Source organism: Paenibacillus sp. TSA_86.1 (assembly GCF_052691815.1).
Genome location: NZ_JBQZGE010000019.1, coordinates 81,479 through 96,621 on the forward strand (window position 1 = coordinate 81,479; position 15,143 = coordinate 96,621).

The window sequence follows — 15,143 nt, forward strand, 5'->3', positions numbered from 1 at the left end:
CAGCCAAAGCTGCTCTATCCCGTTTTCGTTGTTTCTTCATTTACTGCCTTGGAAGATACCCATTTTAAGATACCCATTTGCCCCGCATCAATAGCGTGTCACTACTTTGCACCTGCTTGCAACAAAATAGCTTCGATTTCTTTAAAACCTTTTGCTTTGGCATGTTGGAGGGGAGTCACACCATCGCCATCAGCCAGATTAACATCAGCCCCATGATGAATAAGCAATTGAATGGTCTCCTGTTGCCGTTCATTGCCATCGTTTAGAATGATCGCCTCTAGCAATGCTGTCCATCCTAATTTATTCACATGGTTCACATCTACCGTAGTATTGGTTAGCAGCTCTCGAACCACATCGACATATCCATGCTCGGAAGCGGGGATGAGTGCTGTTCCCCCATAACGGTTTGTGATGGAAGGGTCTGCTCCTGCCTGAATGGTCAGCTTCAAAATATCCAAATACCCTTCAGCACCCGCATATAAAAACGGACTATTCAACATATCATCCTGCTGGTTAACATCTGCACCCGCTTCAATCAGCTTTTGCACAGATGCGGTATCCTGATTATATGTCGCAATCATCAGAGCCGTTCTCCCACTCTGATCCTGAGCCTGAACTTCGGCTCCCTCCTGAAGGAGCTTTTCAATATCCTCGGTATCTTTTGCTTCAGCTGCACTGAGCAACTGTTGATTTAGTGAAGCCATGCGGCTTCCCTCCTTTGAGACACTTTTTTCGTTAAGATTACAGCCTTGAACGAATAACACACTGCTGATTAGAATGATCAGCATCAAGGATTTGTTCATGATCCCTCCTTACTGCTGTACCACCGTTACCGATGATGCAACACCCCAATCACCAACCGGGTTCAGCGTATAGACTGTGCCGGAAATCAGCTTTTCTCCATTCGTAAGATCAAATACACCTGTTGCGCCTTTACGGCTCGAATATTTATACGTAGCTGTCAGGACTTGCCCATCTGGTGACGTCAGAGTAACACTCCGTCCAGCGAATAGTTCATCTCCCGGATCTTGTGCAAGTGTGACCTCAATGGCAGTTTCACTTGCAACTTTGGCATGCTCAACGACTAATGATTCAAACGATTTTGCCGTAAACGAAGCATGTTCGAAATTGGCCCACTCGGAAGTCACGGTATAAGATACCCCTGGTCTCAGAATCTGGCCTTCTGGCAATCGGAATTTGGGTTCTTGTCTGCCATCCGTCGATTGAGTAAACGGAACATACTTGGCAATAATCGCTTCTCCATTTTCCGGCGTAATAATCACTTGTCTTGACTGCATGGACGAAATAATCTGATATGTTTTGCCGTCTGCCTGCTCCTGATCGTTCAGAATGAAGGCATTAGCTCCACGGCCAGCACTGTATGCCGAAATGATATAACCGTAATCCACTACTCCGTTTTCCTTCAAAGCTTCAATCTCAAACGTATCATTCGTGACCTGACGCACTTGAGTCATATTTACTTTAACGTCACTGCCTTTGAATGAACCAGCATCTTGTCCTTTATATGTAAGGCTGTATGCTTCTCCAGCTTGTTGAACGGATGTCGGCACGATGTATGTAGCAACAGAGCCTGTTTTCAAACGTGGCATATTGGTTAAGGTTAGCCCCCCGCTGAATGCAAAGTCTGTCCGGGATTTGGCAAACACTTCATCTTCTACCGTAAGTGGCTTGTCGAAGGTGATCACAAGAGTCATGTTATTCAACGGTTTAATACTCTCAATGCGAGCTTGATCCGATGGGATAGCTTGATAAGCCTTTTGCAGCAACACTGCCGTTTCGCCCCGTGTCACAGAGCCCGTTTCTTCATAGAAAGCACTCATCCAATGGTGTACGGACTTCACATCCCGTTTTAATGCTTTAGATACAACCTCTTCCAGCTCCTCATCCGTTACCAGACGTTGAGGATGGAACTCGCCATCCACGGACTGCATGATGCCCATCTCCACTGCCTTCAAAGCATACGGTGCATACCAAGCATTCGCCTGGATATCCGTTAACGTTACTGCACTGTCTCCTGTCTTGTTCTGCAAATCAAATGTTCTATATATCAATGAAGCTAACTCTGCGCGTGTGATCGCCCGAAGTCCACCCATCGATTGATCGCTATATCCGTTCATGATCCCCAGACGGTTCAGTTCCTTGATGGACGCCTGCACCTGTTGATTCGTAAGCTGTGTCGCTGTAGCGGACATCGAAGTTGTGAATCCAGCTGCCTGAGCTTGAGGTGTTGTGAATGGGAGTGTCGCTGTTCCCAATGCGGTTATCGTTAATAGTGCTGCTAGTTTACGGGCTGTAAGATTCATGAAATGTTCTTCCCCTCTGTAGGTAGTTGTTGCATCTATCTATAGCGTAGGGGATAAAAAGAAACTCCAACGGACAAATATATTAACAAAATATAAACTGCAACGAATCTTTCTCTAAACTTATATGGTGAAACGATACCCCGCACCCCAGACCGTTTCGATGTATTCGGGATGTTTCGGATCACTCTCCAGTTTCCCGCGCAGCTTGCGAACATGCACTGTTACCGTTGCAATATCGCCATTCGATTCCATGCCCCAGATCCGTTCGAACAGATCGGATTTGCTGAATACGCGGTTCGGATGACTCGCCAAAAATACAAGCAGATCAAATTCTTTGGTGGTGATGCCCACCTCTTCTCCGTTCAAAAATACACGGCGTGATCCCTTGTCGATGTGAAGTCCGCGAATGTGGATCTCATCCTGTTCAGCAGGTTTGCTCTTGCCGAGCAATCTCTCGTACCGGGTCAGGTGAGCCTTGGCTCTTACGACCAGTTCGCTTGGGCTGAACGGCTTCGTAATAAAATCGTCGACACCGAGATTAAACGTGCGGATTTTATCGATCTCCTCTTTTTTTGCGGATACGACAAGGATCGGTACTTCCTTCTCCTCACGAATGAGCCTGCATAATTCAAAACCGTCCATACCTGGAAGCATCAAATCTACGATAACAAGTCGGTAGTTCTCGTCCAGAGCACGGCGTAAACCTTCATCCCCGTTATGACACAGCTCTACCGTAAATCCATGGAGTTCAAAATAGTCCCGCTCCAGTTCGGCAATGGTCGTTTCATCCTCAATGATCAGAATATCAGTCATGGCTTTCCCCCCTTTCTTCCATGAGGCGTTTCAATTGAATATGGATACTGGTGCCTTCACCCAGCTTGCTTTCTGCCCAGATTAAACCACCATGTCCAGCTACAATCTGGTGGGCTATGGCCAGCCCAAGACCGCTTCCCCCCGTAGACGAGTTGCGTGATTGCTCAGCTCGGTAGAAACGCTCAAATATATGCGGCAGATCTTCCTCGGATATGCCTTTCCCATTATCCTCGAATGTAATGGTATTCCACTCCTGATCGGCTTCAAGAATAATGCGGAGTCGTTTGTCGTCATCATTCATGTATTTCAGTGCATTCTCTACAATGTTAACCACTGTGCGTTGTAATTTATCGAGATCAACAGCGGACACCACAGAACCTGAGGCTCGGTTATGCCAGTCCAATGATATGCCCTTATCCTCCAGATCATATCGCAATTCCTCAATGCTATCCTCGATAAAATCAACCAGATCGATTGGATTGAACACAAAGGGTTCCTGGTTCAGATCCAGTTTGGAATACAAAAACAATTCATCCACCAGTTTATCCATGCTAACCGCTTTGGAATGAATGATGTTGACGTAAGTGTCCATCTTCTCCGGTGTATTCGCTACCCCATCCCGAATCCCCTCAATATATCCCTTAATGTTAGTAATCGGCGTGCGAAGATCATGCGAGATGTTGGAGATCAGCTCTCTGCGGTTAATCTCATCTTGCTGCCTTAGCTCATTGGATCGTTGCAACTGATTCCGCATACTCTCAAATGCCTCACTAAGCTGTCCTACTTCGTCATTGGAGGAAGGTTCAAGCTTGAAAGACAAATTACCGTTTTTGATCTGTTCGGCCGAACTTCGCAGCTGATGCAACGGTTGAATGAAGCTGCGTGTGATCCAGCGGAACAAAAGCAGGTTAGCGATGATCAGAACACCAATCAACAGGAGGGACATCACAGGTAACAGCTTGCGCGTCAGTTCTGCAAAGGGGCTTCTCTCCCGAATAACAAAGATGCTGCCCCGTTCTCCATTGGAATATTGAAAATCAAACTTGGCATACGCATAGAAACGCTCACCGATATTAAACGTGCTTCGAATCTGATTGTTATTCAGATCGTACGCGGGAAGGGCCTGTCCCAGTCCGGGTTGGTGGAATGTCCGTGATTCAAAGATCGGACTGTTCTCACGCCTCACGTAGAGACCGGATTTCTCGGCTCGAAGCTTCATATCAAATTCACGGAGCAATACCTTGTCCTGCAGCTCGTCCGGATTACTTTTCGCCGTAAACTTCATCTCCTGAAAGATTGTCTCTCCCTGTTCCGTCAGTGGATTGATCTGGTAATGTACTTTGTATATATCTCGAAAACTTTGCAAATCCCCTGTTGCCGCAATGGTATAGAGGCTTGCTGTGAGCAAAATAAACAATAGGCTGATGACAAGCATACCTGTAAACGAAAGCAACATTTTGATGCGAATTGACATAGATATCCCCTCTTAACTATGCGTTTGGTACAGTTAGATAGTGCACATGTTATCACAAGATGCTTCCTGTTGCCCATATGCAAATCAAATTGGCTACATATTGTCGTATGGCTATGAGCGTCAAAAAACAGGGTGAAGCAGCATGTCCTCCGCTTCACCCTGTATGGTGCATATGGCTTAATTATATAAGCCACATGCTTATTAAAACGATTGATGGATACATTATTCAATGGTTAGATTAGTGATCCGTGCTAATACTTTACGACAGATAAACTTGGTCAACTGATCCAGTCTACCTGGTTTGGATAATTAAGCCCCGCACAGTTTAATACTGCGTATTACCCGACTGGCTCGTTTTACCCGAAGCAAATCCTTTGAACAGTGTTGGCACTTTGGAATAACGTGTATTCGTAATTCGGCCTTGGGTACTGCTGCTGTCTGTACGCATAATGGAATCTTTGACATTGGATATGTTGGAATTATCAAGCGTCATGTTGACCGCATAGGACGTTCCTCCATTTTGCCGCACCAGCTTGCCGATATCGTCTGCTCTGAAGTTTTTGATATTAATCGTACCCGAAGCATTCATCTGGAACACTTTATCGTATGCCTTGTATGCCGCACCACCTGTAATGTTCACCGTTCCTGACGATTTCAGCGTTAACGCATCCTCGCCTACATCCTGCCAGACGACGTTGGAGATATTACAGTTACCATAACAATGCACACCGTCTGCCGCTGGCGCACCAATGATGACATTTTTCAGTGTAGCGCCTGCTTCCAGCCGGAAGACCGGCTTCTGATTCTCTGCTTGAGAACCGTCACCCAAAGTGGATGGATTGGCAACAAAAGTTTTCCCCTGTCCATCGTACGTCGTGCCCTTAGGTACAACAATCGTTGAGTTTACAACCGTTGGCGCAGCCGCAGCGGGCATAACACCAAATATGGAAGCGACCAGACCAGCGGACAACAACAGCGTTAACATTTTTTTCATCACGAACATCCTCCCTTAATATAAGTGAATTCGTCTCCAAGCACACTGGCTTCTCTCACGGAACCGCAGAAGAGAACACTACTCGGAACCTGTCCTCATCCTACAAAACATGGGGGATTACAGGAATAATCCTGAGATTAGATTTACATTTTTTAGCATAATTCTGGATAACAATGGCTTGTTCATTGGATATAACTTCGTTGATATGTACCGATATTAACTCGTGATATGCTGCTTTTACCGTACCATTTCATCAAAAAAGCCCCTATTGTCTGATGAAGACATTAGGGGCATATAGGGTCTTGTCTATACTTAAGCAGACAAGTCCTTTCGTTAGAATTTATCCTATGATGTTCCACACCTTTTTAAGCTCCTGCTCCGAACCGCTGACGGTATCCGCACTTGCGGCAAAGTTCTTCTACCGCTTCCCGTTTGGAAAAACCGTACACCAGATTGTTTGCACGTTCTCCATCCACAATATCGGAAAAAGACTTCTCATGGATGTTCCCCAAGTTGATGACACCTTCTCCATCCAGACAGCATGGAACCACAGTTCCATCGACCAGCACAGCGGCTTGACTGCGGAGTGCATGGCAAAACCCTTTGCCATCATCTTCAGGTGCATCCAGACTTGGCCACTGGAATTCATGATCCTGATTCAGATATACGTTGGGTGCAATTTTCACACCGCTACCTGGAAGGACTTTTTCCTCAATCCGAAAGTCCAGATTGAATTCACGCTCGAGTACCTCAAGCGTCTCCCGATTTCGATTCATCTGAGCATTCGTGAAGTTATCCTGTGTCAGATTCCATAATCGGAACGAGACAATGACATTATGTTTCACCGCTTCACGCACAAAAGACAAAATGTTACGTAAGTATCCGTCGCGATCCGTAGAACCTTCATGACCGTCAAAGCTGTGCAACGAGAAATTCATCTGTCTCAGTGCAGGTTTACCCAATAATTTATGCTGTGTCTTCGGCAGCAGCGTGCCGTTCGTCGTAATGTTTACTTTAAATCCCTTGGCATGAGCCATATCCAGCAGCAGGTCAATTTTGGGATGAAGCAGCGGTTCCCCTTTGACGTGCAGGTAGATATGTTTCGTGTGTGGTTTGATCTGATCCAATATATTATTAAAGACTTCAGGGTCGATGAATCCTTTGGCTCGCTTCGTTTGTGGGCAAAAGCTGCATGCCAGATTACAGATGCTTGTAATTTCAATATATACTTTCTTGAACGTTTTCAACTCAGGGTCCCCATTCTGCCGGGAGGAACAACGGTCCTGCCCTCATTCGTAGTACGGCCATATGAGCCAATCCCCATTATATCGGGTTAAGGAGCCAAGGTAAATCGTAATCAGAGGATCCGTACAAAGTCCAGTATATTTTCATCTCTATTTCAAGACTCGAATGCCCTCCCTATTTACATTAAGCCAAGATGGATATATGCTGAGGACATAACTGCATATCTTGTACATTTGCACTGGGGGAGCCTTGCGGCTGAGACGAATACGACGATTCGGACCCTTTGAACCTGATCTGGATTATACCAGCGGAGGGAAGTGGGGCAGCTTTTATTGGCAGTGGATGATCTCTAGCCTTGATGGGGATCAACTTCAGTTCAAACGTATAGCTCTGCTCATTTCTCCGGAAATGGGCGGGGCTTTTTGTATTTTGTTCTAAATCAAAAGGAGGAAATGACGATGTCTTATCTTGAACGTGTACGATCACTCAATCCTTTGGTTCATAATATTACCAACCTTGTGGTTGCCCCTTTTACGGCAAATGGTCTGCTTGCCCTCGGCGCCTCTCCGTTTATGGCCTACGCCCATGAAGAAGTCGCTGACGTCGCTCGCATGGCTGGAGCAGTGGTGCTGAACATCGGCACATTGGATGAGAAGGTCGTTCAATCTATACGCCTGGCCGGACAATCGGCCAATGCGCATCATGTGCCTGTCGTGCTTGATCCTGTTGGCGCAGGAGCAACAGCATATCGCACGGATACGGTACAGATGCTGGTTCGTGAGCTTCGCCTTACGGTATTAAGAGGCAATGTCGCCGAAGTCGCTCATGTCATTGGTGTACCATGGAATATCAAAGGTGTGGATGCCGGAGCCGGCGAGGGAGACCGAATACGGATTGCGGAGCAGGCAGCGCAACAGCTTGATTGTATTGTCGTCATTACAGGCCAATACGATATTATTACAGACGGATATCATACCTTCCTCACAAACAACGGACATGTATTGCTCACCCAGGTTACCGGTGCAGGCTGCCTGCTCAGCTCGGTCATTGGCGCCTTTGCTGCGATAGCCGAGCCGGGACACGACATGCTGAACAGTGTGGTCGAGGCGACATCTTACTACGGTGTAGCCGCTGAACAGGCTGCAGTACGAACGGCTCATCAGGGGCCAGGCAACTTCCAGATTGAACTGTTAAATCAACTGGCGCAGGTGACACCTTCACTGTTATCTGAGCATGCACAAATTCGTCAGATTCGTGGAGGTGTACGATGAACATTGCTCAAGCGTTAACCATTGCCGGGTCTGATAACGGCGGGGGAGCCGGAATCCAGGCAGATCTCAAAACCTTTCAGGAACTTGGTGTATACGGAATGACGGTCATTACAGTAATTGCCGCACAGAATACAACCGGGGTTCAAGGTGTGTTTCCGATTGATTACGCCGGCATTGCCCAGCAGCTTGATTCAACGGGAGCCGACTTTCAGCCACGTGCAGTCAAGACAGGTATGCTGTATAGTGCCGAGATTATTCGTCTTGTTGCGACAAAATGGCAGCAATACGGCTGGTCTAATCTGGTGATTGATCCCGTGATGGTTGCCAAAGGCGGTGCGCCTCTGCTACAGCAAGAGGCAGTACAAGCACTCATTCAGGATCTACTCCCCCATGCCTTACTCACAACACCTAACATCCCGGAAGCCGAACTGCTCACCGGAATGTCTATTCGGAACCTGAGCGAGCGGGAGGAGGCCGCAAGGCAATTGGTGCAGATGGGCACGACGTATGCCTTGGTTAAAGGCGGACATGATACGGGAAGCGGTATGGTTGTCGATGTCCTGTATGACGGGCATTCCTTTCATTATTTGGAGAACCTTCGGGTAATGACACGTCATACACACGGAACCGGCTGCACGTTCTCTGCTGCGATTACCGCTGAACTCGCGAAGGGTTCTCCTGTTCTGGCTGCCGTTACGACCGCGCGAGCATTCATTCAGGCAGCCATTGAAGATGAGCTGGGATTCGGGACCGGGCACGGGCCAACGAATCACTTTGCGTACCAGCGCAGACAGCGAGGTGAACGCTGATGCGTAGATGGGATACGGAAGCGGTGCGCCGCACGCTGCAGTTGTATCTGGTGATGGGCAGCGTCAATACGGCGCGTGACCCGGTGGAGGTGCTCCGCCAGGCGATCACTGGCGGCATCACGCTGTTCCAGTTCCGGGAGAAGGGAACTGGTGCCCTGACAGGCGAAGCCCGCATAACGCTTGCGCTGCGGCTTCGCGAGGTGTGCAGCCAGCACGGGATACCGTTCATCGTGAACGATGATGTGGAGCTGGCTGTGGCGGTAGAGGCCGACGGCGTGCACGTCGGCCAGGACGATGCGGACGCGGCGCTGGTACGCGCCCGCATCGGCGATGGGCGGATGCTTGGCGTATCCGCCCACTCCGCCCTTGAAGCCCGCCGTGCGATGCAGGCGAGCGCAGACTATCTTGGCGTCGGGCCGATGTACCCGACGCGATCCAAAGCGGATGCCCACGCTGTGCTGGGCCCCGCCGGGGTTGCGGAACTGCGCGCCGCAGGCATCGCAGTTCCGGTAGTTGGTATCGGTGGCATTACGCCCGATACCGCGGCCGCCGTGATGGCGGCTGGAGCCGACGGCGTAGCCGTCATCTCCGCCATCGCGGGTGCGGCCGATGTGTGCGCAGCGGCTGCACAGCTCGCTGCGATCACGCTTAGGGAGCAGTCATAGCCACGCTCCCTAAGCACCAACCCATGAAGAAGGATGCGGCCTTGCAGGCCCGCATCCTTCTTTACTCTTCTGGATACTTTTGCTCTCTTGTATCCTCTTCTACTCTTTTGCTTAATTCCTATCTCTTTGCACCTCTTTGTATTCCCTGCTCTCTCCTTGTATCCCCCTCATGCCAAAGCCTATACTTTCCCCCACCCTCTCCTCATTTCACACCTGGAATTTCATCGTACTCTCTCTCCAAGGTATGCACCCTTGATTATTCAATGTAAGTGTGTGTAGTATATTAGTAATTTCCCCCTAGTCACCTATATCATAAAAGGAAGTGCTAAATTGGATCAGATCGATAGAAACATCCTGTTTCATATGGAAAATCAGGCTAGATTGTCCATGACCGAATTAGGAAAGCTCGTGGGACTCTCACAGCCAGCCGTTACGGAACGTGTAAAACGACTCGAAGAAAGTGGTGTTATTGAGGAATATCGCACCGTCATTAATCCGCAAAAATTAGGAAAACTAAGTACATCCTATCTACTTTTTCATACCAGAGAATGTACTGCTTTCCTTGATTTCTGCCATTCTTCGCCTGAAGTTGTAGAATGTTATCGCGTAAGCGGAGAACACAACTATTTATTGAAAGTCATGACAGATTCTATCGCGGACTTAGAAGCGTTTGGAGACCGATGTGACAAATACGGAACCTACACCACACTTATCGCGATGTCTTCGCCTATTGCTCATAAAAACTTGATTGAAGAAAATCATCCACCCATCTGAGCAGTACATACTCATTGAAAGACTGCCCAATAATCTGTTCCTGTTTCAGGCAGTCTTTCATATAAAGCAGGAGCCGTTCTAGAAGGAAGCCCTAACTTACTAAGCATATCGGATCTGAATATCCGCTTTCAGCGTACTTTGGGAAATCCATGTTTTTGGGCAGATAACGCAACAAGAAGGGCAATTAGCAGCAAAAGAATCAATGAGCCAGGTAGGGATCTGGCTCCCGTCCAATGAAGCAGGATAGCCCCAACCATTCCTCCCGCGCCGATTCCGAGATTCCAGGCTGTTACCAGCATCGATTGAGCGATATCCGCGCTTTGGCCTCCTGCATGTGCAATGGCTGTCTGGAGCAATGTCGCTGCTCCGCCAAAGGTCATTCCCCATGCGATAACACCTGCAACGATGACAACCGGCTGATCTATCCAGATACCCATTGCTGCTGAGGCAAGGGCAAATATGGCGATGCTTGATAAAACCAATATTCTCATGTAACGATCAATCAGCAGCCCAATAACCCAGATGCCAACCACTGAAGTCGCGCCGAATATTAGCAAAATCAGGTCTACCCTGTCGGCCAGTGATGTGTTGGCCAGGAAAGGAGAAATGTAGGTATATAAGATATTGTGAGCTAACACCCAGGTAAGGACAACAAACAGAATGGGCCGAACCCCAGGGATGAATAAGATTTTACGCAATGGGAGTTGTTCCTGTCTCGGTTCTCCCTCATAATCTGGAACTTTCCAGAGCACCCATGCGATGAGGGCTAGCGTTAATAAGGATACTGTTCCAAAGATCAAGCGCCAGCCTGCATACGTTACGAAAAATGTTCCTATCGGAACCCCGAGCGCCAATGCCAAAGGTGTCCCGACCATAGCGACGGCCATGGCCTTTCCTTTTAATGACTCAGGCACCATACGGCGTGCATACCCTGCAGTCATTCCCCAGAGCACTCCCGCTGCTACTCCTGCACAGAATCGTGTGATTAACGTTATAACATACACCGAAGATAGAGCTGTTACCGTGTTAAATACCAGAAAACCTGCGATACAGAGTAGTAAAAGCGGTCTTCGTCTCCAGCCTCGTGTTGCCGTGGTCAACGGTATGGCAGCGAGTAGGGAGCCCACTGCATATAATGTAACCAGTTGTCCGGCTAGCGCCTGCGTTACGCCAAGATCATTCGCAATCTGGGGGAGTAGTCCAGCAGGGAGACTTTCTGTAAGGATGCAGATAAATCCTGCCATAGCTAACGCCAGTAGAGCTGCCCATGGGAGGCTTTCTTTTTTAACAAATGTGTCACCTTTGGTAGGAACCATTCCATTCGAAATCACAAAATTCTACTCCTTTGTTCTGTATTTTAGACAGGTCATATGCTTAATTCCTATCTTTGATAAGCTTACAGAAATAAGCACTCTGTTTGCATACAGCATTAAAGGCAGTGGAACTTTATTACAAAGGAAAACCACTTTTTTCAGAAGGTTTACTTTTAAATTTAATGTTCGCCTTAATTTAATAAAAAATAACGTTGAATACTCATTCTCACCAAATTGGTAACCTACTGCTAGTCACAAATAACCTGTTGACTCTCACGTAACGTGACATTGTACAATTCATGGTGTAAGGAGGTTTCACCCATGGCCATGAAAGTAAAAGAAGTCTCCGAGCTTGCTTCCATCAGTGTGCGCACACTGCATCACTATGACGAGATTGGATTGCTTGTCCCGGACGAGACCACTTCTGCCGGATATCGAATGTATTCCGATGCCAATCTGGAACGATTACAGCAGATTTTATTTTTCAAAGAGCTCGGCTTCTCGCTGAAACAAATCAAAAACATTATAGATGATCCCGCCTTCAACGCGGAGGAAGCACTGCACATGCACAAGCTCATTTTGCTGGAAAAACGCCAGCGTCTGGATCAGATGATTGCCACCATCGATAAAACCGTATTACACCTAAAAGGAGAGATTAAGATGACCCCTAAAGAACAATTTCAGGGTTTTGATTTTAGTCAAAATCCGTTCGAACAGGAAGCCCGTCAACGCTGGGGCGATCATGCGGTCAATGAAGCAAACCAGAAACTAATGCATCAGCCTGCTGACAAACAAAAAGAACTATCTAATCAGATGAATGATATGTTCAGACGATTGGCAGCACTTCGCCACATAGCGCCCGAATCTGCTGAAGTACAAGCCGAGATTAAACAGTGGTACATGACTCTGAATCAAATCGGGAGCTATTCCCCAGAAGCCTTCAAAGCACTTGGTCAGATGTATGTGGATGATGAACGTTTCACGCAGAATATCGATCAGTTTGGTGAAGGGCTCGCGCAATTCATGGCTAATGCCATGGCTGCATTTACTGACACCCGAATATAAGATAACACCCTACACCTGAAGATCTGATTCACTCCCCTTCCTACAGCAAAAAGGACGCAACGCCCTTCAGGCGTTACGTCCTTTTTTTAATTTTTAATCTAACCTTACGCTCTTGGTGCTTGATCCGAGGTAGATGCTTCTGATGCCATACTTGTTTTCGCCATCCGGCCTGGAATTTGCCAAGCCGATACAATCGCGAGTGCGATGAACAACCAATCTGTTGGCTCGCTGAAATATTCCTTAATCGTTTCCGTAAACGCACTAATCATTTCTCCATCAAACACCAATGTCAGCATACTCACATCCGTAAAAAGCTCCGATGTAAAATAAACCACTGTCAAGTATTTACCGAGCAAAATGCCCACCAGTGCAAACACAACAGCAATAATTTTATGCACTGTTGCGATTTGTTTGTTCGAGAACAACACGACAGCGTACCCGCAAAGCACACCAACCAGTATTGCAATAAGTCCAACCTCATACTCCGTCATGGCTGCAACCGCAGCCCATACCACACCTCCCAGTATGGCAGCAATCAATCCACCGATAATCGGCATCCCGATTTTAACTCCTTGCTTTTCTTCCACGATGTCTTTCCCTCCTGAGTCATGCTTATACTTTAATTCCAGAATTCACCTTTCCTATAAAACCACAAAAAGCTTCAAATTTCAACAATTTTCTGTATTTTTATACCTACATAAATACATATCCAAATTCAGCTTCTCATCTAAATCCTTCATTATTGTATATCTCCATCATCTAATCCCCTCAATTTAGAATCCCTTTATGTAAAAAAACACCCCTTCCACAGCCTCAATCACTGTAAAAGAGATGTCCTTTTCCCCCTATCCTTACCGTACAGAGGATCAATATAATGAATTATACCTGAGCTTCTTTGGAAGGCTGTATAACAGCCGCAATCTGCTTCAAAATGGCATCGACCGAAGCCGGGTCATGTACATCATATTCGTCTATGTTCAGACGCAGTACAGGACATGCAGTGAACTGGTCGATCCATACGGAATAGCGTTCATGCATATGTTCCCAATACGAGCGATCTGTCTGAATCTCCATCTCACGTCCACGTTCCGTAATCCGGTTCAGAATCGATGGCAGACTGCCTTCCAGATAGATCAGAACATCCGGATGTGGAAAATAAGGCGTCATGACCATCGCTTCAAACAAGCTGCTATAGGTCTCAAAATCGGTAGCAGACATCGTACCCTGATCCGCATGCATCTGTGCAAAGATACCTGTATCCTCATAGATGGAGCGATCCTGTACAAAACCTCCACCCATTTCAAAAATCTTTTTCTGCTCTTTAAAACGTTCAGCGAGGAAATAGATTTGCAGATGAAAACTCCAGCGCTCAAAATCATGATAAAACTTTTCCAAGTAAGGGTTATGGTCAACCTGCTCCAGAGAAGTTTTGAAATTCAAACGCTCCGCGAGCGCTCCTGTTAATGTGGATTTCCCCACTCCCACCGTTCCTGCTACCGTAATTAACGCATTCGCCGGAATGCCATAGTTATTCATATCATAAGCTCCTTTACCTGTTTAACGATCTGCTTGAAGTGCTCAGGATGTTCCACGAAATCAAGCCGCTCCGCATCAATCTTGAGAATGACTGGCGGATTTACCCCATTGGCCAAATACTCCATGCCAGTTTTGTAGTCAGCAATCAACTGTTCCATATAAGCAGGGTCCATATCTTGCTCAAAGGAGCGCCCGCGTTTATTAATTCGATACATCAATGTATCCAGCCCAGCTTCAATATAAAGCACCAGATTGGGTTTGGGCAGGTCATCCGTTAACAAATGATAGATTTGGCGATATTTGTCCCGCTTTGTTCCTTTTAAGGTACGTTCAGCGAAAATCATATTTTTATAGATATGGTAATCCGAAACGACCGGGCTATTCTGCTTAATAAAGTGTGCGCCGGTATCTTCCAACTGCTTAAACCGGTTGCACAGAAAAAACATTTCGAGTTGAAAGCTCCACTCGTCGATATCCTGATAAAAAGAGGCCAAAAACGGGTTCTCTTCGACAATTTCTTTAACCAGCGGAAGGTTCAATTCCTGGGAAAGCATCGTAGCTAACGTTGTTTTCCCTGCTCCAATCGGACCTTCAACGGCTATAAACGGGGCTGATTTCATGGTGTTACTGTTCCTCCTCGTACATATGCGTGTTCCGTTTCTATATAGACCTCACCTATTGTATCACAGCTTGGCGCATTGGAAAGGCAGTATTTTATGTATAAAACAAGGCAAATCGACATGATTAGCCATACTTGCTTCGTGTCATAACTGAAACCATTTCTTACTTAGTCTATACTGACTTATACTTATGTGTCTAAATAAAAAGACACACCTGATTTTCATCAAGTGTGTCTTTAA

At 46.9% G+C, this 15,143-nt stretch carries 15 protein-coding genes and 1 riboswitch; of the genes, 5 read left to right on the plus strand and 10 right to left on the minus strand.

Annotation, left to right across the window (positions count from 1 at the left end):
* Positions 1–101 precede the first annotated feature (101 nt).
* The 6 genes from ACUTVW_RS24495 to ACUTVW_RS24520 form a co-directional block, all read right to left on the minus strand.
* Positions 102–803, minus strand: a complete 702-nt coding sequence (locus tag ACUTVW_RS24495) for an ankyrin repeat domain-containing protein (RefSeq protein WP_445648171.1) — start codon at positions 801–803, stop codon at positions 102–104.
* A gap of 9 nt (positions 804–812) precedes the next feature.
* Positions 813–2,324, minus strand: a complete 1,512-nt coding sequence (locus tag ACUTVW_RS24500; protein WP_445648172.1) for an S-layer homology domain-containing protein — start codon at positions 2,322–2,324, stop codon at positions 813–815.
* Positions 2,325–2,444: 120 nt separating this feature from the next.
* The gene (locus ACUTVW_RS24505) at positions 2,445–3,137 is read right to left on the minus strand and encodes a response regulator transcription factor (RefSeq protein ID WP_445648173.1); all 693 of its coding nucleotides are present in this window, start codon (positions 3,135–3,137) and stop codon (positions 2,445–2,447) included.
* Complete coding sequence (locus ACUTVW_RS24510; protein ID WP_445648174.1) at positions 3,130–4,611, minus strand: ATP-binding protein; 1,482 nt, start codon at positions 4,609–4,611, stop codon at positions 3,130–3,132. The genes ACUTVW_RS24505 and ACUTVW_RS24510 overlap by 8 nt, the downstream gene beginning before the upstream one ends.
* A 325-nt stretch (positions 4,612–4,936) precedes the next feature.
* Positions 4,937–5,605, minus strand: coding sequence for a pectate lyase (locus ACUTVW_RS24515; protein WP_090917372.1), 669 nt, complete (start codon positions 5,603–5,605; stop codon positions 4,937–4,939).
* Positions 5,606–5,970: 365 nt separating this feature from the next.
* Complete coding sequence (locus ACUTVW_RS24520) at positions 5,971–6,852, minus strand: radical SAM/SPASM domain-containing protein (protein WP_251507479.1); 882 nt, start codon at positions 6,850–6,852, stop codon at positions 5,971–5,973.
* Positions 6,853–7,080: 228 nt separating this feature from the next.
* Positions 7,081–7,183: riboswitch (TPP riboswitch) on the plus strand.
* Between the two features lie 125 nt (positions 7,184–7,308).
* Here ACUTVW_RS24520 and thiM point away from each other — a divergent pair.
* The 4 genes from thiM to ACUTVW_RS24540 all read left to right on the plus strand — a co-directional run bounded on the left by thiM (position 7,309) and on the right by ACUTVW_RS24540 (position 10,369).
* The gene (thiM, locus tag ACUTVW_RS24525; RefSeq protein WP_445648175.1) at positions 7,309–8,121 is read left to right on the plus strand and encodes a hydroxyethylthiazole kinase; all 813 of its coding nucleotides are present in this window, start codon (positions 7,309–7,311) and stop codon (positions 8,119–8,121) included.
* Entirely contained in the window at positions 8,118–8,930 is an 813-nt protein-coding gene (thiD, locus tag ACUTVW_RS24530; RefSeq protein WP_445648176.1) for a bifunctional hydroxymethylpyrimidine kinase/phosphomethylpyrimidine kinase, read from the plus strand. The genes thiM and thiD overlap by 4 nt, the downstream gene beginning before the upstream one ends.
* Positions 8,930–9,595 carry a thiamine phosphate synthase gene (gene thiE, locus ACUTVW_RS24535; RefSeq protein ID WP_445648177.1) on the plus strand — a complete coding sequence of 222 codons (666 nt, stop codon included), beginning with the start codon at positions 8,930–8,932 and terminating at the stop codon, positions 9,593–9,595. Before thiD ends, thiE begins: the two co-directional genes overlap by 1 nt.
* A gap of 330 nt (positions 9,596–9,925) precedes the next feature.
* Entirely contained in the window at positions 9,926–10,369 is a 444-nt protein-coding gene (locus ACUTVW_RS24540; protein WP_445648178.1) for an Lrp/AsnC family transcriptional regulator, read from the plus strand.
* Positions 10,370–10,497: 128 nt separating this feature from the next.
* On the opposite strand, the gene ACUTVW_RS24545 is transcribed toward ACUTVW_RS24540, so the two are convergent.
* Positions 10,498–11,685, minus strand: a complete 1,188-nt coding sequence (locus ACUTVW_RS24545) for an MFS transporter (RefSeq protein WP_445648186.1) — start codon at positions 11,683–11,685, stop codon at positions 10,498–10,500.
* A 318-nt stretch (positions 11,686–12,003) separates the two neighbouring features.
* On the opposite strand from ACUTVW_RS24545, the gene ACUTVW_RS24550 reads away from it, so the two are divergent.
* Positions 12,004–12,747 carry a MerR family transcriptional regulator gene (locus tag ACUTVW_RS24550; RefSeq protein ID WP_445648179.1) on the plus strand — a complete coding sequence of 248 codons (744 nt, stop codon included), beginning with the start codon at positions 12,004–12,006 and terminating at the stop codon, positions 12,745–12,747.
* Between the two features lie 104 nt (positions 12,748–12,851).
* Here ACUTVW_RS24550 and ACUTVW_RS24555 read toward each other — a convergent pair whose 3' ends face one another.
* The 3 genes from ACUTVW_RS24555 to ACUTVW_RS24565 form a co-directional block, all read right to left on the minus strand.
* Positions 12,852–13,334, minus strand: a complete 483-nt coding sequence (locus tag ACUTVW_RS24555) for a hypothetical protein (protein WP_445648180.1) — start codon at positions 13,332–13,334, stop codon at positions 12,852–12,854.
* Between the two features lie 292 nt (positions 13,335–13,626).
* Positions 13,627–14,283, minus strand: a complete 657-nt coding sequence (locus tag ACUTVW_RS24560; protein WP_445648181.1) for a deoxynucleoside kinase — start codon at positions 14,281–14,283, stop codon at positions 13,627–13,629.
* Positions 14,280–14,903 (minus strand): deoxynucleoside kinase, encoded by a 624-nt coding sequence (locus ACUTVW_RS24565; RefSeq protein ID WP_445648182.1) that lies wholly within the window; start codon positions 14,901–14,903, stop codon positions 14,280–14,282. The genes ACUTVW_RS24560 and ACUTVW_RS24565 overlap by 4 nt, the downstream gene beginning before the upstream one ends.
* Positions 14,904–15,143 lie beyond the last annotated feature (240 nt).